This window comes from Methylobacterium sp. Leaf91 (genome assembly GCF_001422815.1).
Taxonomy (GTDB): domain Bacteria; phylum Pseudomonadota; class Alphaproteobacteria; order Rhizobiales; family Beijerinckiaceae; genus Methylobacterium.
In genome coordinates, this window is record NZ_LMMP01000023.1 from 323,822 (window position 1) to 345,462 (window position 21,641).

The 21,641-nt window shown below is 63.7% G+C and carries 20 protein-coding genes; 13 read left to right on the forward strand and 7 right to left on the reverse strand.

Annotated elements, in window-relative coordinates:
* Window positions 1-7 precede the first annotated feature (7 nt).
* The 11 genes from ASF32_RS16210 (at window position 8) to ASF32_RS16255 (ending at window position 13,787) form a co-directional block, all read left to right on the forward strand.
* Window positions 8-1,459 (forward strand): DegQ family serine endoprotease, encoded by a 1,452-nt coding sequence (locus ASF32_RS16210; protein WP_056430390.1) that lies wholly within the window; start codon window positions 8-10, stop codon window positions 1,457-1,459.
* Window positions 1,460-1,717: 258 nt separating this feature from the next.
* The gene (locus ASF32_RS16215) at window positions 1,718-3,034 is read left to right on the forward strand and encodes a replication-associated recombination protein A (RefSeq protein WP_056430586.1); all 1,317 of its coding nucleotides are present in this window, start codon (window positions 1,718-1,720) and stop codon (window positions 3,032-3,034) included.
* A gap of 50 nt (window positions 3,035-3,084) precedes the next feature.
* Window positions 3,085-4,587: a carboxypeptidase M32 gene (locus tag ASF32_RS16220; protein WP_056430394.1), complete on the forward strand. Its 1,503-nt coding sequence runs from the start codon at window positions 3,085-3,087 to the stop codon at window positions 4,585-4,587.
* Between the two features lie 153 nt (window positions 4,588-4,740).
* Window positions 4,741-5,298, forward strand: coding sequence for a TerB family tellurite resistance protein (locus ASF32_RS16225; protein WP_056430397.1), 558 nt, complete (start codon window positions 4,741-4,743; stop codon window positions 5,296-5,298).
* A gap of 77 nt (window positions 5,299-5,375) precedes the next feature.
* Entirely contained in the window at window positions 5,376-6,623 is a 1,248-nt protein-coding gene (locus tag ASF32_RS16230) for an Hsp70 family protein (protein WP_056430400.1), read from the forward strand.
* A gap of 86 nt (window positions 6,624-6,709) precedes the next feature.
* Window positions 6,710-8,128: an RluA family pseudouridine synthase gene (locus ASF32_RS16235; protein WP_056430403.1), complete on the forward strand. Its 1,419-nt coding sequence runs from the start codon at window positions 6,710-6,712 to the stop codon at window positions 8,126-8,128.
* A gap of 106 nt (window positions 8,129-8,234) precedes the next feature.
* The gene (locus tag ASF32_RS24670) at window positions 8,235-8,618 is read left to right on the forward strand and encodes a hypothetical protein (RefSeq protein ID WP_082470490.1); all 384 of its coding nucleotides are present in this window, start codon (window positions 8,235-8,237) and stop codon (window positions 8,616-8,618) included.
* A 7-nt stretch (window positions 8,619-8,625) separates the two neighbouring features.
* Entirely contained in the window at window positions 8,626-9,339 is a 714-nt protein-coding gene (locus tag ASF32_RS16240; protein ID WP_056430406.1) for an HAD-IA family hydrolase, read from the forward strand.
* A gap of 76 nt (window positions 9,340-9,415) precedes the next feature.
* The gene (locus ASF32_RS16245) at window positions 9,416-10,204 is read left to right on the forward strand and encodes an ATP12 family protein (RefSeq protein ID WP_056430409.1); all 789 of its coding nucleotides are present in this window, start codon (window positions 9,416-9,418) and stop codon (window positions 10,202-10,204) included.
* A 117-nt stretch (window positions 10,205-10,321) separates the two neighbouring features.
* The gene (locus tag ASF32_RS16250; RefSeq protein WP_056430411.1) at window positions 10,322-11,854 is read left to right on the forward strand and encodes an acyl-CoA carboxylase subunit beta; all 1,533 of its coding nucleotides are present in this window, start codon (window positions 10,322-10,324) and stop codon (window positions 11,852-11,854) included.
* 751 nt (window positions 11,855-12,605) lie between these two features.
* Window positions 12,606-13,787: a calcium-binding protein gene (locus tag ASF32_RS16255; protein ID WP_056430413.1), complete on the forward strand. Its 1,182-nt coding sequence runs from the start codon at window positions 12,606-12,608 to the stop codon at window positions 13,785-13,787.
* A gap of 353 nt (window positions 13,788-14,140) precedes the next feature.
* On the opposite strand, the gene ASF32_RS16260 is transcribed toward ASF32_RS16255, so the two are convergent.
* On the reverse strand, window positions 14,141-14,989 hold the full coding sequence (locus tag ASF32_RS16260; protein WP_056430417.1) for an FkbM family methyltransferase: 849 nt from the start codon (window positions 14,987-14,989) through the stop codon (window positions 14,141-14,143).
* A 422-nt stretch (window positions 14,990-15,411) separates the two neighbouring features.
* Here ASF32_RS16260 and ASF32_RS16265 point away from each other — a divergent pair, with 422 nt between their 5' ends.
* Window positions 15,412-16,758, forward strand: coding sequence for an MFS transporter (locus tag ASF32_RS16265; protein WP_056430421.1), 1,347 nt, complete (start codon window positions 15,412-15,414; stop codon window positions 16,756-16,758).
* Window positions 16,759-16,839: 81 nt separating this feature from the next.
* Here the strand turns inward: ASF32_RS16265 and ASF32_RS16270 are convergent, their stop codons facing one another.
* Window positions 16,840-17,319 (reverse strand): SRPBCC domain-containing protein, encoded by a 480-nt coding sequence (locus tag ASF32_RS16270; RefSeq protein ID WP_244478132.1) that lies wholly within the window; start codon window positions 17,317-17,319, stop codon window positions 16,840-16,842.
* Window positions 17,320-17,549: 230 nt separating this feature from the next.
* On the opposite strand from ASF32_RS16270, the gene ASF32_RS16275 reads away from it, so the two are divergent.
* Window positions 17,550-18,314: an alpha/beta hydrolase gene (locus ASF32_RS16275; protein WP_056430428.1), complete on the forward strand. Its 765-nt coding sequence runs from the start codon at window positions 17,550-17,552 to the stop codon at window positions 18,312-18,314.
* A 6-nt stretch (window positions 18,315-18,320) separates the two neighbouring features.
* On the opposite strand, the gene ASF32_RS16280 is transcribed toward ASF32_RS16275, so the two are convergent.
* The 5 genes from ASF32_RS16280 to ASF32_RS16300 all read right to left on the reverse strand — a co-directional run bounded on the left by ASF32_RS16280 (window position 18,321) and on the right by ASF32_RS16300 (window position 21,640).
* Window positions 18,321-19,082 (reverse strand): ABC transporter permease, encoded by a 762-nt coding sequence (locus ASF32_RS16280; protein ID WP_056430589.1) that lies wholly within the window; start codon window positions 19,080-19,082, stop codon window positions 18,321-18,323.
* Between the two features lie 26 nt (window positions 19,083-19,108).
* A complete protein-coding gene (locus tag ASF32_RS16285; RefSeq protein WP_056430431.1) occupies window positions 19,109-20,035 on the reverse strand; it encodes an ABC transporter ATP-binding protein in 927 nt (308 codons plus the stop codon).
* Window positions 20,036-20,184: 149 nt separating this feature from the next.
* Window positions 20,185-20,670: an ATP F0F1 synthase subunit B gene (locus ASF32_RS16290; RefSeq protein ID WP_200919161.1), complete on the reverse strand. Its 486-nt coding sequence runs from the start codon at window positions 20,668-20,670 to the stop codon at window positions 20,185-20,187.
* Between the two features lie 72 nt (window positions 20,671-20,742).
* Window positions 20,743-21,306, reverse strand: coding sequence for an ATP synthase subunit B (locus ASF32_RS16295; RefSeq protein WP_056430437.1), 564 nt, complete (start codon window positions 21,304-21,306; stop codon window positions 20,743-20,745).
* 106 nt (window positions 21,307-21,412) lie between these two features.
* The gene (locus ASF32_RS16300; protein WP_018044493.1) at window positions 21,413-21,640 is read right to left on the reverse strand and encodes a F0F1 ATP synthase subunit C; all 228 of its coding nucleotides are present in this window, start codon (window positions 21,638-21,640) and stop codon (window positions 21,413-21,415) included.
* Between the last annotated feature and the right edge of the window lies 1 nt (window position 21,641).

Here is a 21,641-nt window from a genome sequence, read left to right on the forward strand (position 1 = left end):
GATCGCGATGATTCATCGGCCGCTGCTCGCCTGCCTCGTCACGGCGTCCATCGTCGTCTCGCCAAACGCTCAAGCGCAGATGATGAAGACGCCGGAAACGCACGTTCCGGCCAAGATCGTTCCCGGCTCGAAGGGCGAAGTCCATCTTTCTTTCGCGCCGGTGGTGAAGCGAGCCGCTCCCTCGGTGGTCAATGTCTACGCGTCGCATGTGGAGCAACGGGGCACGTCGCGTAGCGCCATGGACGAGTTCATGCGCCGGTTCTTCGGCGAGCAAGGCTCTGGTCGTGGCCAGGGCATGCCGGGCGAGCGGGCACAGAAATCCTTGGGGTCCGGCGTCATCGTGGATGAATCTGGGCTCGTCATCACCAACAACCACGTCATCGATAACATGAATGAGGTTCGTGTCTCGCTCTCCGACCGAAGGGAGTTCGAGGCCAGTATCGTCTTGCGCGATCCCCGCACTGACCTTGCCGTCATCAAGATCAAGAGTCCCGTTGGCGGACTCGTCCCGATGCCGATGGGGGATTCCGAGGCGCTGGAGGTCGGCGACTTCGTGATGGCGATCGGCAACCCGTTCGGCGTCGGCCAGACAGTGACGCAGGGCATCGTCTCGGCGGTGGCGCGTACCCAGGTCGGGTCTTCGGACTACCAATTCTTCATTCAGACCGATGCGGCGATCAACCCGGGCAATTCCGGCGGCGCTCTCGTTGACCTGCAAGGGCAGCTCGTCGGCATCAATACGGCGATCTACTCACAATCCGGTGGAAGCCACGGCATCGGCTTTGCCATCCCGACAAGCATGGTTCGCGCCGTGGTCGAGACAGCCAAGGGTGGTGCCACGACGGTACGCCGCCCGTGGCTTGGGGCGCGGGTGCAGAACGTGACACCGGACATCGCCGAGAGCATGGGCCTCGACCATCCGACCGGAGTCTTGGTGGCGAGCCTGCAGCCGAAAAGCCCGGCCGAAGAGGCCGGGCTGAAGCGCGGTGACCTGATCCTCACGGTGGACGACAAAGTCGTCGATGATCCGGAAGCCTTTGGTTACCGCTTTGCCCTGAAGGGAATCAGCGGAAGTGCCAAGTTCGGCATCCTGCGCGGCACCTCCCGCTCCACGATTTCGGTCAAACTCGCCTCGGCTCCAGAGACACGACCACGCGAGGCGGTGAAGCTGCGCACTCGCTCGCCCATGTTCGGCGCCACCCTGGTCAACACTTCGCCGGCCGTCGCGGAAGAATTGCAGAAGGATTTCGCCTCCGAGGGAGTAGCGGTCTCGTCCGTAGAGGAAGGGTCCATCGCGGCTCGCAACGGACTCCAGGTCGGAGACGTGGTCGTGGCGATCAACGGAGCCCCAGTGACCGCCACGAAAGATCTCGAGCGCCTGATCCGGACCAATCCCGGCATTTGGGAGATTACGATTAATCGCGGCGGCACAGTGTTGACCTCGGTGTTCGGAGGCTAGAGGCCTCATTCAGTCCACGCAGCCGGTATCCTCCGGCACCGGGCTCCGGAGGCGTGCCCTGGCGAATTAAACGTTGGTCATAGGAGGCCGGGATCGCGTGTGATTCGCTGGATGCCCATATGAGGAAGACGTGCGAGGCGCCGATCCGGTCTTTGCTCGGCATCCTAACTGCAAGGCAGGTCGGCAAGTCCACCGAAACGCGGGGACGAGGTCATTTGCAGATTGCGGGATGGCGCAGCCCGCGTCTTCTATGCGTCGATGTCCGATCTCTTCGCCTCCGCCGGTCTGCAGAACGATGCGCCTCGCCCGCTTGCGGACCGTTTGCGTCCACGCTCCCTCGCCGAGGTGGTGGGACAAGAGCACCTCACCGGACCGGACGGATCGCTGACCCGGCTCCTGAACGGCAAATCCTTCGGCTCCCTGGTATTCTGGGGGCCGCCGGGTACCGGCAAGACCACGGTGGCCCGCCTTCTGGCCCACGAGACTGACCTGAAGTTCGAACAGATCTCGGCGATCTTTTCCGGCATCGCCGATCTGAAAAAGGTCTTCGAGGCGGCGCGCCAGCGCAGGGCGATGGGTCAGGGGACGTTGCTCTTCGTGGATGAGATCCACCGCTTCAATCGGGCTCAGCTTGACGCTTTCCTTCCCGTCATGGAAGACGGAACCGTGACGCTCGTTGGCGCCACTACCGAAAACCCTTCCTTCGAACTCAACGCAGCGCTTCTCTCGCGCGCCCGCGTCCTGCTGTTCCGCTCGCTCGACGACGTCGCCATTGCCAAGCTACTGGTCCGGGCAGAGGAATTGACGGGGCGTTCGCTGCCACTGGACGAAGATGCGCGCGGCGTCCTCGTCCGCATGGCCGACGGTGACGGACGGGCCTGCCTCACCCTGGCGGAAGAGGTCTGGCGCTCTGCCAAGCGAGACGAGATCTTCGACGCTGCCACCTTGCAGGAGATCGTCCAGCGCCGGGCGCCGATCTACGACAAGAGCCAGGAGGGGCACTACAACCTCATCAGCGCACTGCATAAGACTGTGCGTGGTTCCGACCCCGATGCGGCGCTCTATTATCTCTGCCGCATGCTCGACGGAGGGGAGGACAGGCTTTTCATCGCAAGGCGCCTCGTGCGCATGGCCGTGGAGGATATCGGCCTCGCCGACCCCCAGGCCCTCGTCGTCGCAACTGCCGCTAAGGACGCATTCGATTTCCTTGGCTCGCCGGAAGGGGAATTGGCGCTCGCCCAGATCACCGTCTACCTCGCCTGCGCGCCGAAATCGAACGCGGTCTACAATGCCTACAAGGCGGCGACGCGAGTGGCTAAGGAGCACGGCTCACTGCCGCCGCCCCGGACCATCCTCAACGGCTCCACCAAGCTGATGCGCAAGATCGGCTATGGCGAGGGCTACCGCTACGACCATGATGAGCCGGATGCGTTCTCGGGCCAGGATTATTGGCCCGAGGCGCTGGGCCGCCAGTATTTCTATGAGCCCACCGACCGTGGCATGGAAACCCGCTACGGCGACCGCCTTGCCCATTGGGAGGCCTTGCGAAAGCAACGTCGTGATGAGGAACGCTGACCGCGACGTCCGGTGTTAGGGCGGCGCTCCGTCAAGCAGGAAGGCCAACCATGACTGCGAATGCCTATCAGAGCCTCGCCACCCGCTTCGCTCGCATCGGGGCCATCGACGATGCGGCCGGCATCCTGGGCTGGGACGCCCAGACATTCATGCCGGACGGCGCCGCAGAGGGTCGGGCAGAACAGATTGCGCAGTTGCGGGTCATCGCCCACGAGATTCTCACCGCCGCCGAGACCGGCGACCTGATTGCGGAGGCCTCAGACGACGAGACCGGCCTCGGGACGTGGGAGCGCGCTAATCTGCGCGAGATGCGACGAGCCTATCATCATGCGTCCGCCGTGCCGGGCGATCTCGTCGCCGCGAGCTCCAAAGCTTCGTCCCACTCCGAAATGGTATGGCGGGAAGCGCGGGCAGGATCCGATTTCGCGATGCTGGCGCCTCATCTCGCCGAGACCCTGCGGCTGCAGCGGGAGGTCGGGGAGGCGAAGGGCGCGGCCCTGGGGCTTGCTCCCTACGATGCCCTCCTCGACGGTTACGATCCCGGCATGCGCCAGGCGGCGATTGATCCGCTCTTCGCCGAGCTTCGCGCGATCCTGCCGGGATTGATTGAAGTGATCCGCGATCGTCAGGCTTCACTGCCGACACCGATCCCGCTTCCCGGGCCGTTTCCGGTGGAGGCGCAGAAGGCCCTGGGATTGACGCTGATGCGCGCCGCCGGGTTCGACTTTCATCGCGGACGGCTCGATATCAGCCTGCATCCATTCTGCGGCGGCGCCACCAACGATGTGCGCATCACCACGCGCTACGACGAGACCGATGCCACCCGCGCCCTGATGGGCGTGCTGCACGAGACCGGCCACGCGCTCTACGAGCAGGGCCGGCCGGCCACATGGCTCCACCAGCCCGTGGGGAACGCCCGGGGGATGAGCATGCATGAAAGCCAGTCGCTGCTGATCGAGATGCAGGCCTGCCGCTCAGCCGAGTTCTGCGCTTACCTGGCACCTCGGCTGCGCGAGGCGTTCGGCGGGCAGGGAAGCGCCTGGGATGCCGACAACTTGCACCGCCTCTACACACGAGTTGAGCCGGGCCTGATCCGAGTCGATGCCGACGAAGTGACCTATCCGGCTCACATACTCCTCCGCTACGATCTCGAAACCGCGATGATCGCCGGTGATCTCGCAATCACCGATCTGCCGGGCGCATTCAATGAAGGCATGCGCTCGCTACTTGGTCTCGCGGTACCGAGCGACCGGCTCGGCTGCCTGCAGGACATCCACTGGCCCGGGGGCAGTTTCGGATATTTCCCGACTTATACCCTAGGCGCCATGGCGGCGGCGCAGTTCTTCCGCGCCGCTTGTGAGGACCTGCCCGGAATCCAAGCCGATCTGGCCGAGGGCGATTTTACCGCCATGCGCGGCTGGCTCGGCGAGAACGTGCACGGACGCGGCAGTTTCCTGGAGACGGACGAGTTGCTCGTTGCCACCACCGGCAAGCCCCTGGGCGCAGAAGACTACATGCGCCACCTGCGCCACCGCTATCTCGGGGAAGGCTGAACGCTCGCATCGGCTGGTTGCGAATCGGTTGCTGCGTGGCGATCCTTCGCGGGGTCGGACGTCCCTCGGGGTTTGCCGCTGCCGCCATGGCGCTATGCTCACAGCCGAAACAATCGTCCGAGCCGGATCGGATCCGGGGAAAGGTTCGCTTGAATGGTCGTCATCGTCGCAGTGATCGGGATCGTGGGTGCCGTCCTGTTCTGGATCATCCGCGCGCACGGCACCGCGACGGCGCTGAGGGAGGTCAATCGTGACACGAAGGGCCTTCAGCGTCGGGCGAAATCGACCCTGGAGGACATCATCGGCACACCGCTGAAGCGAGTGCGGGACGTCAGGCTCGCGGCGGTGATCCTGATGATCCAATTGGTGCGCACGGGTAGCCCCGTCACCGCCGCCGAGAAGACCAAGATCCTGGAATTCATGGATTCTCCGCTCCAGATCGATACTATCTCGGCCACGTTCGAGCGAGCGTGGACCTACACCGAGGCACGACGACCGTTCTCCCTCGTGGCAGACGAAATGCTGCCCCTGCTGCGGGACAACCTGACCGCGGCCGAGCGTCTGCATTTCATCGACATGCTTTCACAGGTCGCCAATGCCCATTCCGCCGCCAGCGAGTTGCAGCGAGAGGCAATCGTGCGGCTCAAGCGACGGCTCACCGGCGGGAGCCCTGCGCTGAAGGCGAGCCGGGCAGGCGATTTCGAGCGCTGAGACCGGTGGACCGGGACGGGCCCAGCCTGTAGGTCGACGGCCCCCCATTCCAGCGGACCAGCGTCCGGAGATCCTACATGGCGGCCTGTGGCCTCGATTTCGGCACGTCCAACACCACGCTCGGCCTTGTGACCGAGGGACGGCCCGCCCTGCTGCGACTGGAGGGTGACCACGTGACAATTCCCAGCGCGATCTTTTTCCCGCCGGGTGGGACGCCCCTCGTCGGCCGCGCGGCCATGGCGGAGTACGTCGAGGGCACGCCGGGGCGGCTGATGCGCAGCCTGAAGTCAGTGCTCGGATCCTCGCTACTCGAGGAGACGACGCCAGTCGGGCGTGAGCGAATCCGCTTCCGCGACGTCATCGCTCGCTACCTCTTCGCTGTGAAGACGCGCGCCGAGGCGCAGGCGGGAACAGCCATCGATACTGTGGTGCACGGCCGCCCGGTCCACTTCGTCGATGGCGACCCGGAGGGTGACGCCCGCGCGGAGGATGCCCTGCGCGAGATCGCCCAGAGCATCGGCTTCCGCCACGTCTCGTTCCAATACGAACCCATCGCGGCGGCGCTCGATTACGAGCAGCAGGTGACGGGGGAGGAGATCGCGCTCATCGCTGATATCGGCGGCGGCACCTCGGATTTTTCCATCGTCCGGCTCTCACCGGAGCGCCATACCAAGGTCGACCGGTCCGGCGATATCCTCGCCAATGACGGCGTACGCATCGGCGGTACCGATTTCGACCGGCGGCTCAGCCTCGGCACGGTAATGCCGCTCTTCGGGCTCGGCAGCCCGATGAACCGAGGCGACCTCGACGTGCCGAGCGGGTATTTCCACGACCTCGCCACCTGGTCGAGCATCAACCGGCTCTACAATGCCAAGACCCTCCGCGAGATCGAGGAGGTCCGTCGCGACGCGCGCCGGCCGGACCTGATCGCTCGGCTCTACACCGTGGTGGAAGCCGAACGCGGGCATTCCCTGGCGATGGAAGTCGAGGGCGCCAAGATCGCTGCCTCGGATGCCGGCCAGGGCGGCGTCGCGCTCGGCTGGGTCGAGCCGGGTCTCGCCGCCAACCTCGACCATGCCGGCCTCGTGGCGCAGACGGAAGAGCTCTCTCGGCGAATCGCCGAGAGGATCGGGCGCTGCCTGAATCAGGCGGGCTTGCCGGCCGAGGGCATCGACGCCCTGTTCCTGACCGGCGGGTCCACGGGCCTGCCGCATGTCCGTGCCGCATTGGTGGCGGGCGTCCCGAATGCCAGAGTTGTGGACGGTGATACGTTCGGCTCCGTCGGGACCGGGCTGACCATCGAGGCGGGCCGCCGCGCCGCCTGAACTGCGGTTCATGCAACGTCGCGTTCTCGAAGCGCCCCATCCTCGAAGCGCTTTGCCCAGAGGGGCGAGGGTGTTACGAGCACGCGATGACCACCAGACCACCATCACGCGGCAATGCCGGACGTAAAGGTTCCGGCGCCGGCAAAGGCAGGCCGCCCGGCAGCGGCGGCAAGCCTTACCGTCCCGGCAAGCCCGGCGCGTTCCGCAGGCCAGACCGCGAAGGCACCGGCCCGCGCACCAGCGCCCTCGACGCCGCCCATCGCGCGGCGCAGTTGCGCGGCGAGGCCGACAAGCGCGCGCCCTGGCGCCCCGGCGATGCCCCGGAGACGCCGTCCGATGACGAAATCCCGGTGGCCCGTGCGCCTCGGACGCGGGCGCCTCGCAATGAGGTCGTGGAGAAATCATTGGACGCGCCGCGTCCGCGCCGCGCTGGCACCAAGTCCCCGGAACCAGTGGTCGAAGGACCGACCCGGCGCGAACAGCGCGCCGCCGCCTCCGCGACTTTGGCCTCCGGCGTACAGACACTGATCGTCGAGGAAGACGAAGCCGAAATGCGGATCGACCGCTTCCTCACGACGCGTTTCCCGCAGCTACCCTTCACCCGTGTTCAAAGCATCGTCCGCAAGGGTGAGCTGCGTGTGGACGGTAAGCGCGCCAAGCCGAACGACCGGCTCCTGCCGGGCATGAGCGTGCGCGTGCCCCCCCTCAAGCTCGACCCGGTGGCGGAACGACCGCGCAGTGTCGCGCGTGACGCCACCGATGCCGACTTCCTACGCTCGCTGATCCTCTACGAGGATGCGGACATGATGGTGCTGAACAAGCCTTTCGGCCTCGCGGTCCAGGGTGGCTCCGGCACGGTACGCCATGTGGACGGGCTTCTCGAGGCGTTGACCGGGCCGGACGGGCAAAAGCCGCGCCTCGTTCATCGCCTCGACAAGGACACTGCGGGCTGCCTCATCGTCGCCAAGACTCGTCTGGCGGCAGCGACCCTCGCCAAGAGCTTCCGCTCGCGGTCCGCCCGCAAGGTCTACTGGGCGCTCACCGCCGGTGTCCCACGCGTGCCCCAAGGCCGGATCTCGACCTATCTCGCCAAGGAGGAAGCCCCCGACGGCGATGCCCGGATGCGGGTCGCCCAGCACGGCGACGACGGCGCGGCCCACGCGCTCACCTACTACGCGATGGTCGACAACGCGGCGCAGAAGCTGTCCTGGCTCTCGCTGAAGCCCGTAACTGGGCGTACGCACCAGCTCCGAGCCCATGCCGCGCATATCGGCCACCCCATCGTCGGTGATCCGAAATATTTCAGCGTCGAGAACTGGGCGTTGCCGGGAGGCATCCAGAACCGGCTGCACCTCCTGGCGCGTCGGATCGTCATTCCGCATCCGCGCACGTTGAAGCCGGTTGACGTCACGGCGCCTCTACCGCCGCATATGGCGCAGAGCTGGAACCTTCTGGGCTTCGACGCCTCGCGCTACGATCCCATCGTCGAGGCGCCGGAAGCGTGATCCGCTTTGGCCGCATCGGCGGAAAGCGTCCACGTATGCGCCTTGGCAATTGGGCGCCATGCCTTATCCTTGTGGTCGACCACACCCGTCGTTGCAGCGAGAAACAATGCCGATGACGTTCGCGACCATGGCCAGCACCGCCTTGATCGGCCTGTTCGTGTGCTTCGGATCAGCGTCGCTGACCGCCGAGGCTGCCGCGCAGGCGGCGGGTCCACAACAGACCCCGCCAAGTCCCGCGGTAAAAGCGGTTCCCGCTCCGGCAACGCAGAACCCAGCTCCGCCACCTCCCGCCGTCGGCCGCCATGGATCACAGGCGCGGGCGGGCGAACGCAGGCGGCGGTCCTATGCCAGTTGCAACCGGCTTTCGCACGCGCGCGGCCTGCGCGGCGGGGTCCGGCGGCGCTTTCTGATCCGCTGCAAGCTCGGCTACGAACGCCAGAAGCCAGGCCAGGCAGCGGCGCAACAACTGCAGCCAGGGCGTCAGCCGTAATGCGGCCATGCAGGACCCTTCCGTGAAGCTCGTCGTCTTCGACGTCGACGGTACGCTGGTTGATAGCCAGCACCTCATCGTTGCGGCCCAAGGCATGGCCTTCGCCGAGCACGGCATCGTTCCACCCTCGCGATCAGTCTCTCTTTCTGTCGTCGGCCTTTCACTGCCGCAAGCTTTCCGGCGTCTCGTAGGCGAGGATGGGCCTGTGGAAGGCCTGTCCGAGAGCTACAAGCGGGCCTTCAATACCTTGCGCCTGGATCCGGCCTATGAAGAGCCACTGTTCCCCGGAATGGGCGATCTGATCGAACGTCTGCATGCCCGAGACGACCTGCGCCTCGGACTCGCCACGGGGAAATCCCGGCGCGGTGTCGATCGGCTCGTAGAAAGCCATGGCTGGGGCGACGTCTTCGCCACCATCCAGACTGCCGACGACGCGCCATCGAAGCCCGACCCGGCGATGCTGCATCAGGCCATGGCCGCGGTTGGAGCACCGCCAGAGACGACAGTGATGATCGGAGACACCACCTACGACATGGATATGGCGGTGAGTGCCGGCGCGGCCGCCATTGGTGTCGCTTGGGGCTACCATCCGCCGGGAGCGCTGCTTGGCGCTGGGGCAGTGATCGTGGTCGAAACCGCTTCCGCGCTGGCAGATCTGTTCACGGGCGGCCTTCGAACGGTCGCTGTAGACATGACGATTGCGGATCTTACCCGCGAGTAAAGTTCGCTACAGCCATTCAGTATCGCGCCGGCTTCCTGCTCGCAGGCTACGAGACGATGCGCTAGAACCTCTCGCCATGAGTACAGACGATCCTGCCGATTGGCTTGGCGACGCCCCTCCGGTGCACGATCCGCACAAGGCCGTGCGCGCACAAACCCGCCCCGCATTGCCGAAGCGGTTCTACAAAGTGGCCGGCCTCGCGGGTAGCGAGGAGGGGTTTCGCCTGATTCTCGACGGGCGATCTGCCAATACACCGGCCCGTAATCCGCTGACCTTGCCGACCCGCTCACTTGGCGAAGCTATCGCCGCAGAATGGGCAGCGCAGGCCGAGTTCATCGACCCCTCGACCATGCCGCTGACTCGCCTCGCCAACACCGCCATCGACGGGGTCGCTCCCCGCCGTGACGCGGTGATCGATGATCTCTCGGCCTATGCAGGGACGGATCTCGTCGCCTACCGCGCCGGAGACCCGGAACGTCTCGTGGCCGATCAAGCCCGTGCCTGGAACCCCGTGATCGACTGGGCGCACGAGACCCTGGGCGTACGCCTGATCCTCAGCGAAGGCGTGATGCATGTGACCCAGCCGGAGACGTCGGTGAACGCACTTCGCGCTGCGATCGCTGCCGTCGAAGGGCCTTTCCGGCTGGCCGCGCTCCACACGATGACGACCTTGACTGGCTCTCTCCTGATCGCCCTCGCCACGCTGCGCGGACATCTCACTCCAATGGAGGCCTGGGCGGCGGCGCATGTGGACGAGGCCTATCAGGCCAGCGTCTGGGGTAGCGATGCCGAAGCTGAGGCTCGGCATGCCCTGCGGAAGGCTGAATTCGAGGCCGCAGCGACGCTGGCAACCCTGGCTCGTTAAATTCATTTTCGCTGCCTTTCCCCCGTGCTAAGGCGCTTTTGAAGTATACCGCCAAGCCATGCTGTCGGACACGGCACGGCTTCACCCCCCACGAACCCATCTCAAGGCTCACCACGCATGAAGGATATTCTCGAGAAGCTGGAAGAGCGGCGCGCTCAAGCCCGTCTCGGCGGCGGCGAAAACCGCGTCGTGGCCCAGCACAAGCGCGGCAAACTGACGGCACGAGAGCGTATCGAACTCCTCCTCGACCATGGGTCGTTCGAGGAATTCGACATGTTCGTGCAGCATCGCTCGACCGATTTCGGGATGGAAAAGCAGAAGATTCCCGGTGACGGCGTGGTCACCGGCTGGGGCACCATTAACGGCCGCACCGTGTTCCTCTTCTCCAAGGACTTCACTGTCTTCGGCGGCTCGCTCTCCGAGACGCATGCCGCCAAGATCGTCAAGGTCCAAGATATGGCGCTGAAGATGCGCGCCCCGATCATCGGCATCTTCGATGCCGGCGGCGCCCGCATCCAAGAAGGCGTCGCCGCTTTGGGCGGCTACGGCGAGGTGTTCCGCCGCAACGTCGCCGCTTCCGGCGTCATTCCGCAGATCTCCGTCATCATGGGCCCCTGCGCGGGCGGCGACGTCTACTCGCCCGCCATGACCGACTTCATCTTCATGGTCCGTGACACGAGCTACATGTTCGTCACGGGCCCGGACGTGGTGAAGACCGTGACCAACGAGGTCGTCACGGCCGAGGAACTCGGCGGCGCCAAGGTCCACACCACCAAGTCCTCCATCGCCGACGGGTCGTTCGAGAACGACGTGGAGGCGATCCTTCAGATCCGCCGCTTGCTCGACTTCCTGCCCGCCAACAACATCGACGGCGTGCCGGAGATCGAAAGCTTCGACGACCCGCTCCGGCTCGATAAGTCCCTCGATACCCTGATTCCGGACAACCCGAACAAGCCCTACGACATGGGCGAGTTGATCCGCCGGGTGGCCGACGAAGGCGACTTCTTCGAAATCCAGTCGACTTATGCGCGCAACATCATCACCGGGTTCGGCCGCATCGAGGGCCGCACCGTCGGTTTCGTCGCCAACCAGCCGATGGTGCTGGCCGGCGTGCTCGATTCGGATGCCTCCCGCAAAGCCGCGCGTTTCGTACGCTTCTGCGATGCGTTCTCGATCCCGATCGTGACTTTCGTCGACGTGCCGGGCTTCCTGCCGGGCACCGCCCAGGAATATGGCGGTCTCATCAAGCACGGCGCCAAGCTGCTCTTCGCTTACAGCCAAGCCACGGTGCCGCTGGTGACGATCATCACCCGCAAAGCCTTCGGCGGCGCCTACGACGTAATGGCCTCCAAGCACGTGGGTGCCGACATCAACTACGCTTGGCCGACCGCGCAGATCGCAGTCATGGGCGCCAAGGGCGCGGTCGAGATCATCTTCCGAAGTGAGATCGGCGATACCGACAAGATCGCGGCACGAACCAGCGAATACGAGGACCGCTTCCTCTCGCCCTTCGTCGCCGCCGAGCGCGGCTATATCGACGAGGTGATCATGCCCCATTCGACGCGCAAACGCATCGCCCGGGCGCTCGGCATGCTCCGTACCAAGGAGATGGAGCAGCCCTGGAAGAAGCACGACAACATCCCGCTCTGAGCGGTGGTAGGCTTCCCACCGGGGAAGCCTATTCCCAGTGGCCCACCGCGAAGTGGACGGTGGGCCATGACGTGGGGTGCGGGAGCCGAGATGACATCTTCGGCCATCCCAATCTCGACCCCATCGTCAGGTGCCGCGGCACCTGACGATGAGAAAGGCTCCAGCCGGACCTGAGCGAACGAAAGAGTTCCTCAAGACCCACATACGCGGGGCACATCTGGATGAGGTGGTTCGATGGGATGGGCGAACGTGCCCAGCCGACCGGCCGCTCGAAGTTCCGGCTCCGTCCGGTCCGGGTGATCTGACAGTCGCCCCGGAAAGCCGCCATACCTACCAAAGGCTCGGCACCCTCACCCCTATCGCGATTGTTCCCGGATGCGGCCAGGATGATCCGACGCAGGAGGGACAGATCGAGAGCTTGCGCCGATGGTTCGCGGCATGCGCCGGCAAGGGCCGGCTACCAGCTCACTGGGTTGGGTTGGACCGGAATCTCCGCTTTTGAGCTTCCCCAACGCCCCATCATGGCAAGACAAACAGTACCTTTTCTTTCAAGGGCATTGTCAGCACTGCCGTGAACAAACCCGCAAATCCCTATCACCGATTACCGTCTCATCAATACAGAAATGAACCGCTCCAACGATTATTGCCTTAAAAACAACCTGCCTCTCTTTTTTCAGTTGCAACCTCAAATTTGACCGCTACGCTCAACCTAGTGATCGAGATCCTTATTGGATAGATTCTAGGATTCGCCATGCCGACCATTAAAATCACGGTAGGTACAGGTTACAATGATGACGATTCCATCACTGTATTTCCTCCGCAACGGTATGACGACGATCCGGAAGCAGATATTTATGTCCGCTCCGTCGGGGTCGATGAGCGACTCGTGATTCGCGATAGCGATGGAGACGGGACAACATTATTCTACTTTTCTGAAGATCGCTTGTCGCACCATGCTACGGCGTTTTCGGGAGGCTACGATTTCAACTTCTCCGACCGCCTTGGAAAAACGACACTCGAGGGCGGAAATTTCGCCGATGTCCTGACCGGTGGATCCGGCTCGGACAGTCTTCTTGGAGGGCTCGGAGACGACACGCTCAACGGTCGTCGCGGCAACGACGTGCTGGAAGGAGGCGCTGGCGCTGACATCTTGAACGGCAGCTTGGGAACCGACACGGCGAGCTACGAGCATTCCTCCGCGGGAGTCACCGTCAACCTGAGCACGGGCGTCAATCGAGGTGGCGATGCCGAAGGCGACGTCTTGATCAGTATCTCCAAGATCAATGGCAGCACCCATGGAGACCATCTCACGGGCAACGCCGCCGCCAACACTTTGATCGGCAACGGAGGAAACGACTCTCTTTACGGCCTAGGTGGCAATGACCGCCTCGTCGTTTCCGAGGATCCCGTCATCATCGACGGAGGCACCGGGAAAGACGTACTGATTGTTACGGGCGTTATCGAACTCACAAACAGCAACTTCAATAGTATCGAAAGGACCTACGTTCGGAACGGCGGTGATGTGTCGTTCGAGTTCGTAACGCAAGGTCAAACCATCGTATCTCAGACGACTTTGGAAAATAGCACCATCATCTATGGCACCCAGGGCAATGATTGGATCTTGTCCGGCGACGGCAACGACAGTATCACTGGCGGCGCCGGCAACGATAAGTTGTTTGCAGGTTCGGGCGAAACCATTTTCGGCTATACGGACAGTAATTTCGGCCGAGACAACATTTATAAATTCGAAGTCGATATCGATCGCCTTAATGTAACACTCATCGCGAAAAACTTCAGTGACATTAAAATTAAAGCGATCAACGGCGGACAGGATACGCAAGTTACGTTTGCTGGAATTGCAGACCCTGCGCAGAAAATCATCTTGCACGATGTCGTGGCATCGAGCCTGACGGACGGTAGTTTTATTATCTAGCTGTTCCTACACGGCAACTTTACTGAAAGCATCAGCATGCGCCTGACAGGCAGGCATTGCTTCCTGCTACGAGTGCATTCCGGCGACGCAGTCGCCGGATCCTCGAGAGAGGCGCATTTTTACAATGGCCTTGGGGTACTGTACTCAAGCGGCGGTGTCGGTCGCGCCCACTGAAGACGCCCTTATCGCTCGTGAGGCCATGTGAGGTATTCTGGCGGCAGGGTAGGTGGATGGCGCTGAGCGGTCGATCGTGAGCGCAAAACTCCGCTTGGCCAAGCGTGGCAGTGTTTGTCCGTCGCCACCCTGACCGCGCGGTGAGCCAGCTCGAGCCATTCGAGTGGGCGACAATCGCTTCAGGCGCCTCTCAGCTCGAAGATCAGGTTCAGCCGCGTGCGGGCGATCTGGCGATAGCCGCGCGATTCGAGCAGGCCAACGAGGTTGATCTGCCATTGCGCCGTGCCATCCTCGATGAGGAGCAGGCGAGGGTGCAGGGAGACCGGCGCCTCACGAAAGAACGGCTCCAAGATCAGGTCCTCTGCCCCCTCCACGTCGAGCTTGATCGCATCGATCCGGGTGATGCCTTCGCCCTGGGCAAGGCCCAGCAAGGTCACTGCAGGCACTCGGATCTGTGCGCCCTCGTTGGTGCCGACAATCTTCAAACTCGATTCGCCCCGGTTGCGCGGATCGACGAACAAGGTCAGTTCACCGGCCTTATCGGCCACCGCGCAAGCCACGGCCTTCACCGTGCCGAACGGGTTCTGGGCAATATTGTAGGTGAGCCGATCGAAGATGTCGGGTTGGGGTTCCACGGCAAGGATCCGCGCGCGGGGACCGGCGAAGGCGGCCACGGACAAGGCGTAGGCGCCGATATTGGCCCCGATATCGAGGAAGGTGCAGCCGGGCTCCAGCCGTGACGCCAGAAGCGCACGTTCTTCGGGATCGAAGAATTGCGGCGTGAACAGCACCTTCTTCTCACAATTGTTGTTGTAGGGGTGCAGCCGCATCCGTGCGCCAAAACGCTCCACGTCGAGGGGCTGCCCCTGCAGCATCGTGATCGCGAGTCGCCTCAGCAGGAAGCCGAGACGCCGCCCCGCCCAGCTTTTGCCCGAGAGGTTCACCGTGCGCTTGGTGATGCGTGCCACAAGCCCCTTGGGCGCGTGGGTGCCGAAGGGCCGGATGCCGGGAGAATGCGTATCGGTCATTGCGCCGGGTGATGCCAGCCCGGCAGCCTGACGGCAAGCTTCTCCTGTCGTCCAGCACCGCCCCTGAAGCCTGCATAATCCGACGCCATGCCCACAAACGGCGCACGTCCCCGATTATCGACTGCGCAAACGGTTATCGGGGAGGCATCCTCCGCAGGACTGGCACCTTCATGAAAAGGGTAGGGGAACAATGCAGCCCCAGGGAAAGCCGCAGTGACGGGCGGCCTTACGGAATCGCTTAGAGCAGCTGGCACATACCATGCAGATGGCTTCAGGTGGGCAACGGCGCCTGCGAGAGACGCCTTCGATGACGGGCGGCTCGTGCTCACTGTGGCGTGAGCGACCAATCTCTCCCCACCCCGTTCATGGGGGCCACTCGCGAGGAGTGCCGGGAGATATCCGATCGCCTGGAGCCTCTCCGCATGCAGTCCCAAAAAGCGACCCGAATCGATCTCTTCAGTCTGGCCACGCCCCAGATGCGGGCCTTCCACATCACCTGGCTCGCCTTCTTCGTCTGCTTCTTCGCCTGGTTTGCCGTCGCTCCGCTCATGCCGGTCATCAAGGGCGAGTTCAAGCTGACCAACGATCAGGTCTACAATATCAACATCGCCGCAGTCGGTATCACCATCCTGGTGCGCCTCCTGATAGGTCCCATGTGTGACCGGTTCGGGCCGCGCCTGACCTACACGGGTCTGCTGACCCTCGGTGCGATTCCGGTGATCGGCATCGCCTTCGCCAATTCCTATGAGAGCTTCCTGTTCTTTCGCCTCGCCATCGGCGCCATCGGGGCGAGTTTCGTCATCACGCAGTTTCATACCTCGGTCATGTTCGCACCGAACGTGGTCGGTACGGCCAACGCCACGGTCGGCGGCTGGGGCAATGCCGGCGGTGGTGTCACCCAGAGCGTGATGCCGCTGATTCTGGCGGCCCTCGTCAGCATCGGCGTCGAGAAGACGATGGGCTGGCGCCTGTCGATGATCGTGCCCGGCGTCATGATGCTGGTCGTGGCATTGCTGTATTACCGCTTCACGCAGGACACGCCCGAGGGCAACATCACCGAGCTTCGTGCGCGCGGCGTTTCGGTTGACGCCGGCAAGAAGGGCGGCTGGGCCGTCTTCAAACAGGCGATGGCGAACTATCGCGTTTGGATGCTCGCGATCACCTACGGCGCCTGTTTCGGCGTCGAGATCTTCATCCATGCGGTAGCGGCGACGTATTATGTCGAACGATTCAGCCTCGACCTGGCCCAGGCCGGAATGGCGGCCGGCAGCTTTGGACTTCTCGCTCTCTTCGCCCGTGCGCTCGGCGGCATCGCGTCGGACCGGGTCGCACGTAAGAAAGGCCTCGACGGCCGCACCCTGCTGTTGTTCGTGCTGATGGTCGGCGAGGGTCTCGGCCTTCTGGCTTTCGCCTATGCGGGATCGGTCGCGCTCGCCGTCATCGCCATGCTCGCCTTCGGTCTGTTCACCCACATGGCCTGCGGCGCGACTTATGCCCTCGTACCGTTCATCGATCGCAAGGCGCTGGGCGGTGTCGCCGGGATCATCGGCGCTGGTGGAAACGTCGGCGCCGTGGCGGCAGGATTCCTGCTCAAGGGGGTCGGCAACCTGCCCGGCGCGCTATTCATCCTCGGTATCGCCGTGCTGATCTCGTCGCTCTGCGCGATCTCCGTGCGCTTCTCGCTCACCCATAAGGAAAACGAGCAGAAGCTGTACGACGAAGCGGTCGCCCAGCGCGCCGTCGCCAGCGGCCAGCCCGCCTTCGCCTAGATCGCTAATCGCATCCGCGACAAGGGGAGCAGCGACGCTAGTCGTTGCCCCCTTGTCGGCTTTAGACGCCGCGGAGCTCGTTCAGGCCAGCGAGGCGTGGAGCTTCTCGAAGCGGTCGCGCCAATGCAACCGATAGGCGTTGCGTACGTCCACGCTGACGATCCGGCGGTGCGTTAATGTGATCTCCGTGGCTTTGTCACCCACCGACAAAAGATCGACCTGCACGATAGTCTCGCCGATTCGCAGCATTTCGTTCGGCCCGTCATAAGTCCAAGTCTGATGCAGGTGATGCCCGCGTCGGATCTCTTCGAAATGACCGGTAACCGCGTGAAGTGCGCCCGCCTCATCCCGTCCACGCAGCAGGAATGTCCCCCCGACCCGTGGGTCGATCTCTACATGTTCCGCCACGGTTCCAACCGGCGCCATCCAGCCTCGCGCGAGCGATGGGTCCGTCCAGGCTCGGAAGACGTCCGGCTGCGGGGCGCGCACCACGTGTTTGAGAACGACGACGGGAACGATCTGAATCATGGGCCGTCCATATCCTGAAAGATCGAGCCGCATGGCACGCCCTGAATCGTTTAGCTGGGGCGGCCAGATCGTTCTTCGCCCCGCAAGTTCCGTGCGGCAAGGGGAGGAAGACGGTTGGAGTACGATGAGGACAAGGGAAAGGCCGTCCTGTCACCCCTCTGACCACTCGCGCCTTGCCTCAATGCCGCTCAAGGACGATTTTGGCGACCAATAGGCATGGCCCTCGGGCCGCCATCGACCTTCCGACAGGAGCATGCAGCGCGATGCAGACGTTCGATTCCGACGGGACCACCATCGCCTATATCGACGTGCCGGCGAAGGGCGGCAGCGGTGATCCGATCGTGCTGATCCACGGCTTCGCCTCCAACCATGCCGTCAACTGGGTCAATACACTCTGGGTGAAGACCCTGTCCGAGGCGGGGCGCCGGGTCGTCGCTCTCGACAATCGCGGCCATGGCGAGAGCGAGAAGCTCTACGAGCCGGAAGCCTATGGCTCCGACATCATGGCGCAGGATACAAGGCGGCTCCTGGACCATCTCGGTATCGAGCGCGCCGACATCATGGGTTATTCCATGGGCGCGCGGATCTCGGCCTATCTCGCACTGGACAACCCGGAGCGGGTGCGTTCGGTGCTTTTAGGGGGCCTCGGCCTGCATCTGGTGGAGGGGAAGGGCTTGCCGAATGGCATCGCCGAGGCTCTGGAGGCTCCGGCTGGCGAAAAGGCGCCCAATCTCACGGCTGCTGCCTTCCGTACCTTCGCCGAACAGACCAAAAGCGACCTTCGGGCGCTCGCCGCCTGTATGCGCGGCTCGCGCCAGACCTTGTCACGGGAGGAAGTCTCTCAGATCGAGGCTCCCACGCTCGTCACGGTGGGCACCCTCGATACTGTAGCAGGCTCGGCCCCGGCTTTGGCGGCACTCATGCCTCATGCGAAGAGCCTGGAACTTCCCAACCGCGATCACAGCACGGCTGTCGGCGACAAGCTGCACCGGCAGGGCGTGCTGGCCTTCCTCGACGAGCGGCCGTGACGGCGATCAGCTCTTGAGCCGATAGCCGGTGCGGAAGATCCACGTGACGCTGGCAAGGCATAGGGCGAGGAAGATCAACGTCATCGCGAGGCTGATCTCCACCCCGACATCGGACGTGCCGAAGAAGCTCCAGCGGAAGCCGCTGATGAGATAGACCACCGGGTTCACGAGACTCACCGTCCGCCAGAAGGGCGGCAGCATCTCGATGGAATAGAAGCTGCCGCCGAGGAAGGTGAGTGGCGTGACGATGAGAAGCGGCACCAGTTGCAGCTTCTCGAACCCATCTGCCCATAATCCGATCAAAAAACCGAACAGGCTGAACGTGGTCGCGGTCAGCAGGAGAAACGCTACCATCCAAATCGGATGCTCGATCCTCAACGGTACGAACAGGGCCGCCGTCGCCAAGATGATGAGGCCGATCAGGATCGATTTCGAAGCCGCGGCCCCGACATAGCCGAGCACGATCTCCAACGGCGAGACCGGTGCCGACAGGATCTCGTAGATCGTCCCGGCAAAGCGCGGGAAGTAGATGCCGAAGGATGCGTTGGCGATGCTCTGCGTCAGCAAAGAGAGCATGATCAGGCCTGGCACGATGAAGGCGCCATAGGCGACTCCATCCACGGAAGCCATGCGTGCACCGATCGCTGCGCCGAAGACCACGAAATACAGAGATGTGCCGATGACCGGAGCAACGATACTCTGAAGGCCCGTGCGCCAGAAACGCGCCATTTCGAAGAGGTAGATGGCGCGGATCGCCGGCCAATTCATCGCAAGCGGATTCATCGGGGCGACCTTCATGCCTGCTCCCTCACGAGATCGACGAAGATGTCTTCGAGGGAACTTTGGCTCGTGGAGAGATCGCGAAATGGGATTCCCGCCGCAGCGAGGTCGGTGAGCAAAGTCGTGATGCCGGTGCGCTCGCCCTTGGTATCGTAGGTGTAGACGAGCTCCTGACCATCCGCCGATAGCGCGAGGCCGTGTGGGGCCAATTCGACCGGCAGGGCAGGGAGCGGAGCCTGCAATTGCAGAGTCAGCCGCTTTTTGCCGAGCTTGCGCATCAGCTCGGCCTTCTCCTCGACCAAGATGATCTGACCTTTTCGGATCACGCCGACTCGGTCGGCCATCTCTTCGGCCTCGTCGATGTAATGCGTCGTGAGAATGATGGTGACGCCTTGGTCACGCAGCTTCCGCACCAAGCGCCACATATCCTGACGTAGTTCCACGTCTACGCCTGCGGTCGGCTCGTCCAGGAACAGGATACGCGGCTCGTGGCTGAGGGCCTTGGCGATGAGTACGCGCCGCTTCATGCCACCGGACAGCGTCATGATGCGGCTGTCCTTCTTGTCCCACAGCGACAGGTCACGCAGCACCCGCTCGATATGACCAGGGTCGGCCTTCATACCGAACAGTCCCCGGCTGAAACTCGTTGTCGCCCAAACCGTCTCGAACGCGTCCGTAGTGAGCTCCTGCGGCACGAGGCCGATGGCTCTTCGCGCATTACGATAGTCTTTTGCGATGTCGCTGCCGTCCACCGTAACGGTGCCGCCGCTTGCCCGGACGAGTCCGCAGACAATGCTGATCAGTGTCGTCTTACCGGCGCCGTTGGGGCCGAGCAGGGCGAAGATTTCACCCCTAGCGATATCGAGGTCGATATCCTTCAGGGCATGGAGACCCGATGCGTAGACTTTGGACAAGCCCGCGATGGAGATGATAGGCGGCATCGAATCTCCGTGGATTATTTTTCTTCGGAGCGACTAACGGCGCTGCCATACCATGGAGATGGGTGCCGCGGACGAGTGTGAAGCGGCACGCCGGCGAACAAAAAAGCCGCCTTGCGGCGGCTTTCTCCGAACGTCGATGGAGGTAACACTCAGGCCTGAAGGCGCCCCTTAACCTCGTCCAGGCTGGAGCGGACGAGCGATAGAGCCGCATCGCCCCGGAGGCGCTCCCGCAGGATCACCTCGGACACCTTTACGGCAGTATCGGCGGCAGCGGCGCGAACCTGAGCGGTCGCCTGAACCTCGGCCTGGGCAATCTTGGTCTCGGCCGACTTGGTGCGGCGAGCAATGAACTCGTTCAGACGGGCGTGGCCCTCGTCGGCGATGCGCTGGGCCTCTTCGCGGGCTCCGGCAACAATCGCTTCGGCTTCGGATTCAGCCTGGCTGCGGCGCTTCTTGTAGTCGGCCAGCACCGTGGCAGCCTCCTCGCGCAGGCGGCGGGCCTCGTCGAGTTCGGAGCGAACGCGGCGGCCGCGGGTGTCGAGGGCCTTGGTGATCTGAGCGAAGCCGCCGACCTTCCACACGACGCCCATGAACAGGACGAAGGCGACGGCGACCCAGAACTCGGCATCCAACAACATTCTCGTCGTCCTATTTCGTTGGCGTCCGGCAGGGCAGGGCCGGACCGGTCACGTCTGCTACAGGCGCACTCAGTGCGGGATGGCGACGCGGTTCAATGCGGTATCGAGGCTGGCCTGGTCGGGAGCCGTCCCGGTGAGGCGCTCGACGATGGCGGAGGCCGTTTCGCCGGCGATGGAGCGAACGCTGCCCATGGCTTCGGCGGTGCGGGTGCGAATCGTGGCTTCGGAGGCGGCGATCCTGTCGTTGAGCTGGGCCTCGAGCGTCTTGCGACGGGCTTCAGCCTCGGAGCTCAAGGCAGCGCGGGTCTCGGTGGCGATGGTGCGGGCCTTCGCCTGGGCATCGGCCAGCGACTTCTCGTAGGCGGCTCCGGCTGCCTCCGCCTCGGACTTCATGCGCTGGGCCTCGTCGAGATCGGACGAGAGGCGCGTGGCACGGTCGTGCAGGATCGCCTGGATGCGGGGCAGGGCCACCTTGTCCATCAGGTAATAGAGCAGGCCGAAGGCCAGTGCGAGCCAGATCAGCTGCGAGAGAAAAGTATGGCTCTCGAACGGCGGAAAGCCGCCGCCATGTTCGGACGCGGGCGATGCCATGATGCCTTCATGGGTTGCGGTCGGATGGGCCGGCTGAGCCATGACGTCCTTCGCTCAAAGTAAGTTCGTGAATGAGGACCGGGCGCGCATCCAGGGGAGTGGGGCGCCCGGTCCGGGTCTGCTGTCGGGTCGACGAACGTCGTCTGACTTAGACGGCGAACAGGAGGAGCAGCGCGACGAGCAGCGAGAAGATGCCGAGCGCTTCCGTCAGCGCGAAGCCGAGGAGCAGGTTGCCGCGCTGGCCGTCAGCAGCCGACGGGTTGCGAAGGGCACCGGCGTAGAACTGGCCGAAGAGATTGCCGAGGCCGATGGCGGCACCCGCCATTCCGAGGCAGGCGAGGCCGGCACCGATGTACTTAGCGGCTAAGGGATCCATC

Coding starts and splice junctions, on each gene's coding strand:
- ASF32_RS16260 (WP_056430417.1), bottom strand. CDS start 14,989: ATGACCGATACGCATTCTCCCGGCATCCGGCCCTTCGGCACCCACGCG.
- ASF32_RS16300 (WP_018044493.1), bottom strand. CDS start 21,640: ATGGATCCCTTAGCCGCTAAGTACATCGGTGCCGGCCTCGCCTGCCTC.
- ASF32_RS16275 (WP_056430428.1), top strand. CDS start 17,550: ATGCAGACGTTCGATTCCGACGGGACCACCATCGCCTATATCGACGTG.
- ASF32_RS16250 (WP_056430411.1), top strand. CDS start 10,322: ATGAAGGATATTCTCGAGAAGCTGGAAGAGCGGCGCGCTCAAGCCCGT.
- ASF32_RS16230 (WP_056430400.1), top strand. CDS start 5,376: ATGGCGGCCTGTGGCCTCGATTTCGGCACGTCCAACACCACGCTCGGC.
- ASF32_RS16255 (WP_056430413.1), top strand. CDS start 12,606: ATGCCGACCATTAAAATCACGGTAGGTACAGGTTACAATGATGACGAT.
- ASF32_RS16210 (WP_056430390.1), top strand. CDS start 8: ATGATTCATCGGCCGCTGCTCGCCTGCCTCGTCACGGCGTCCATCGTC.
- ASF32_RS24670 (WP_082470490.1), top strand. CDS start 8,235: ATGCCGATGACGTTCGCGACCATGGCCAGCACCGCCTTGATCGGCCTG.
- ASF32_RS16215 (WP_056430586.1), top strand. CDS start 1,718: ATGTCCGATCTCTTCGCCTCCGCCGGTCTGCAGAACGATGCGCCTCGC.
- ASF32_RS16245 (WP_056430409.1), top strand. CDS start 9,416: ATGAGTACAGACGATCCTGCCGATTGGCTTGGCGACGCCCCTCCGGTG.
- ASF32_RS16270 (WP_244478132.1), bottom strand. CDS start 17,319: ATGCGGCTCGATCTTTCAGGATATGGACGGCCCATGATTCAGATCGTT.
- ASF32_RS16235 (WP_056430403.1), top strand. CDS start 6,710: ATGACCACCAGACCACCATCACGCGGCAATGCCGGACGTAAAGGTTCC.
- ASF32_RS16265 (WP_056430421.1), top strand. CDS start 15,412: ATGCAGTCCCAAAAAGCGACCCGAATCGATCTCTTCAGTCTGGCCACG.
- ASF32_RS16285 (WP_056430431.1), bottom strand. CDS start 20,035: ATGCCGCCTATCATCTCCATCGCGGGCTTGTCCAAAGTCTACGCATCG.
- ASF32_RS16240 (WP_056430406.1), top strand. CDS start 8,626: ATGCAGGACCCTTCCGTGAAGCTCGTCGTCTTCGACGTCGACGGTACG.
- ASF32_RS16295 (WP_056430437.1), bottom strand. CDS start 21,306: ATGGCTCAGCCGGCCCATCCGACCGCAACCCATGAAGGCATCATGGCA.
- ASF32_RS16220 (WP_056430394.1), top strand. CDS start 3,085: ATGACTGCGAATGCCTATCAGAGCCTCGCCACCCGCTTCGCTCGCATC.
- ASF32_RS16225 (WP_056430397.1), top strand. CDS start 4,741: ATGGTCGTCATCGTCGCAGTGATCGGGATCGTGGGTGCCGTCCTGTTC.
- ASF32_RS16280 (WP_056430589.1), bottom strand. CDS start 19,082: ATGAATTGGCCGGCGATCCGCGCCATCTACCTCTTCGAAATGGCGCGT.